Origin of the sequence: Synechococcus sp. R55.7 (genome assembly GCF_047461955.1) — a bacterium.
Taxonomy (GTDB): Bacteria; Cyanobacteriota; Cyanobacteriia; order Thermostichales; family Thermostichaceae; genus Thermostichus.
In genome coordinates this window covers 1-3,530 of sequence record NZ_JANSIC010000245.1, presented here as the reverse complement: position 1 = coordinate 3,530, position 3,530 = coordinate 1, and the positions used below count along the sequence as shown (strand labels likewise).

The following is a 3,530-nucleotide window of genomic DNA, read 5'->3' as shown; positions in this document are numbered from 1 at the left end:
ACCGATTAGAGTGAAATATGGACTGACCCGCTGAGCCTTCCGATTCCATGACCACCTCCACCCTTGATGCTGCTGCCATCCTTGAAGCGTTGCGCCCTGTTCAAGATCCGGAGCTGCGCCGCAGCCTGGTGGAACTGAACATGATCCGGGATATTCGCGTCGAGCCTGGGCGAGTGGCCTTTACCCTGGTGCTGACCACGCCGGCCTGCCCTTTGCGGGAATTCATTGTGGAGGAGTGCAAAGCTGCCATCCGCCAGCTGGCCCCCATCGAAGCCATTGATGTCACGGTAACGGCAGAAACCCCCCGTTCCCCTTCCCTGCCGAATCGCCAGTCCATCCCCGGTGTGCGCAACATCATCGCCATTTCCAGCGGCAAGGGGGGCGTGGGCAAAACCTCGGTGTCGGTGAATGTGGCGGTGGCGCTGGCCCAAAGTGGAGCGCGGGTGGGGCTACTGGATGCCGACATTTACGGCCCCAATGTGCCGCTGATGCTGGGCCTGCAGGATCGGTCTCTGGTTGTGCAAAAACGGGAAGATGGCGGCGAAGACATCTTCCCCTTGGAAAATTACGGCGTCAAGATGGTGTCGATGGGCCTCTTGGTGGGACGGGATCAGCCGGTGATCTGGCGGGGGCCGATGTTGAACGGGGTGATCCGGCAATTTCTCTATCAGGTGCAGTGGGGAGAGTTGGACTACTTGATTGTAGATATGCCCCCCGGCACCGGCGATGCCCAATTGACCCTAGTGCAGGCAGTGCCGCTGGCAGGAGCTGTGATCGTCACCACGCCACAATCGGTGGCCCTGCTGGACAGTCGCAAGGGCTTGAACATGTTTCGGCAGTTGGGGGTGCCCATCCTGGGTATTGTGGAAAACATGAGCTACTTCATCCCGCCCGACCTGCCGGATCGCCAGTACGATATTTTCGGCTCGGAAGGGGGAGAGACCACGGCCCGCGAGCTGGGGATCCCTTTGCTGGGGCGGATCCCGCTGGAAATCGCCCTGCGCCAGGGGGGAGATATGGGTACGCCTATTGTCATCGGCCAACCTGAGTCGGCTTCAGCCCGGGCCTTGAAGCAGATTGCCAAAACCTTGGCAGGCCGCGTTTCCATGTTGGCTTTGGGGGCAGGCTAGAAGCGCTCGGCTTCCACCAACGAGACCCCGAAGCTGCGTCCCCCCACCACAATCCCCTCTTGGGCCTTGCCGCGCACGGTTACAGTGCTGTTCATGGCCGGCAGCCCCTTGTCGGTGATGACCCAAAGGGAACCGCTGTTGTCTTGGAGCTCATACACACCCTGGCCGAACACCCCTATCTGGTTCACCACGCGACCGCGGACATACACATCGGTGTAGCGGGAGGGATTTTGCTCTACGGTGGCGATGGGAGTTGTGCCGATGCCCAGCCGCGCCAGTGGCCCACACCCGGCTAGGGCCAGGCTCAAACACAGCAAGAACACCAGGGATCCCTTGGGGAAAGGTAGGCCGAGTCGCTGTTTCATGGGTTGCTTCCATTACGAGCACCTGCTCCCAAGATAGCAAGCCGGCAGGGAAATCCACGGCCAAGTCAGAACTTCTCGCCAATGCCGAAATGCAGTTGGCCTTGGCCAGCGCCACCTTGCCCAACCGCATAGTCGATGCGCAGCGGCCCCAAGGGAGATTGGATGCGAATGCCGACCCCCAGCCCCAAACCACTGCCCGGCTTGTTGCGCACCAGGGCAGGATTGCCGGCCACCGCAGCTCCACTGCCCAAATCGGTGCCGTAGTCGGCAAAGACCACTGCCCCCACCGGGTCGAAAATGGGAAAGCGCAATTCGGCGGTTGCCGTAGCAAAGCTGCGACCGGAACCGATACCCCCCTCAAAAAAGCCCCGCACCGAGTTGCCGCCACCAATGGCAAAAGCATCGTAGGGAGCCAAGTCGCCGATGGTCGTGCCCGCCCGCACATCAAAGGCCAATACCTGCGGTCGCTCGCTGCGGGTTTCAAACAGGTTGACGGGAATGAACTGGCTGTAGCCGGCCTCGAGGCGGTTGGCATTCAAGCCATTCTCAAACAGACGTACCGACTGTTCTGTGGAGATGCGAAAGACCGAGCCCTGGCTGGGGCTGTTGGGGTTGTCGCGGGCGTCGTTGATGAGGCCGAGGCGCAGGGTGGTGTAGCTGTCTTGGCCGCTCTCGCTGAAGGTAATCGGGTTGCCCAGCACATCGAAGCGCTGCTGCTCCCCGTTGCTGTTGCGAGCTTCTACAAATTGGATGCGGGTGCCCAAGCTGGCCCGCCAATTGCCCCCAATCGGGCGAGAGAAAGTCACCCCGCCACCAAGACGGTTGATGCGCACGGGATCCCCATTGGGCAGGGTGAATCCCTCATTAAAGACAAAGCTGGAGCTCTGCTGGTTGGAGATGTTGACGTTGTAGGAGGTGGGAATGTCCAGCGTGGCAATCCGCGGGTCGGTGAAGTTTAAGTCGAAGAGGGTTTCGTTGGTGCCCACCTGCACGTTGAAGCTGGCACTCTGGTTGTTGCCGCCCAAGTTTTGTTCGGAGACGTTGAGGCCGGCGAAGACCCCTGTGGCGGAGCTAACGCCGATGGTGCCGCCCAAGGTACCGGTGCGACGTTCTTCCACGTTCACCACCACCACCACCTTGTCGGGATCCTGGCCGGGGTTGAGCCCCACATTCACATCTTGAAACAGGTTGAGATTAAAAACCGCCTGCAGGTCTTCCTGGATTTGGTTGCGGTTAAACACATCCCCCGGCTTGGACTTCAGCTCGCGGGTGATGATGAAGTCACGGGTTTTGGTGTTGCCCTGAACGCGAATATCCTCGATCACCCCTTCGGCGATTTCCAGGGTGATGGTGCCGTCTTCAGAGGAGCGCACATCCGTCACTTTGGCCAGCACGTAACCCTTATCGGCGTACCACTGCTCGATCTCGGCCACAGCCAGTTGCAGCTCGCCGAAGTTGAGCACCCGCCCTTCCTGGTCGGCAAAGGCGGCCCGCAGCACTTCCGGATCCAGAACTTTCGCCCCTTCTGTGCGCACCGCTTTGAGAATGGGGTTGGGCTTGACCTCAAAGGTGACCCGCACTCCCAAGGGTGTATCGGAAGGCACCGCCCGCACATCGGCAAACAATCCGGTGGCAAACACGGCATTGATGTCTTCCCGCAACTGGGATCGGGTGGAAACCTCGCCGGCGCGGGTGCGGATGACGCTGTAAACCCGGTTGATCAGCTCCGGATCTTCAGTGCCCTCAACCACTACCTCCGCTACCAACACTTCTGGCTCGCCGGCACTGGGGGGTGGGGTGGGGGAGGGCTGGGCGGGGGTGTCGCCACCGGTGCGCAGGTCGAGGGTGCCGGGCTGAGGAACCGATTGCGCCCAAGCCGGGGATCCCATCAGCAGAGCGCTACGGGACGCTTCAGCAAACGCAAAAGCGGTGCAGAGCACCATCCCGCGGGTGAGCGCTGAAGTTAGCCAAGGGCGAAGTTGCCTGGAACGATTCATGGGGATCCCTCGCACACCAAAAAGCAAGATTGCAGAGC

At 60.8% G+C, this 3,530-nt stretch carries 3 protein-coding genes; 1 reads left to right on the top strand and 2 read right to left on the bottom strand.

Annotated features, from left to right (window positions below):
• The first annotated feature begins 47 nt into the window (after positions 1-47).
• Positions 48-1,130: an Mrp/NBP35 family ATP-binding protein gene (locus NW820_RS11060; protein WP_414407509.1), complete on the top strand. Its 1,083-nt coding sequence runs from the start codon at positions 48-50 to the stop codon at positions 1,128-1,130.
• On the opposite strand, the gene NW820_RS11055 is transcribed toward NW820_RS11060, so the two are convergent.
• Together NW820_RS11055 and NW820_RS11050 are read right to left on the bottom strand one after the other, a co-directional pair.
• On the bottom strand, positions 1,127-1,495 hold the full coding sequence (locus tag NW820_RS11055; RefSeq protein WP_414373839.1) for a hypothetical protein: 369 nt from the start codon (positions 1,493-1,495) through the stop codon (positions 1,127-1,129). The two genes, NW820_RS11060 and NW820_RS11055, sit on opposite strands and share 4 nt — an antisense overlap.
• 65 nt (positions 1,496-1,560) lie before the next feature.
• The coding region (locus NW820_RS11050) for a BamA/TamA family outer membrane protein (RefSeq protein WP_414407508.1) at positions 1,561-3,530 on the bottom strand (1,970 nt) is incomplete at its 5' end.

Coding starts and splice junctions, on each gene's coding strand:
- NW820_RS11055 (WP_414373839.1), bottom strand. CDS start 1,495: ATGAAACAGCGACTCGGCCTACCTTTCCCCAAGGGATCCCTGGTGTTC.
- NW820_RS11060 (WP_414407509.1), top strand. CDS start 48: ATGACCACCTCCACCCTTGATGCTGCTGCCATCCTTGAAGCGTTGCGC.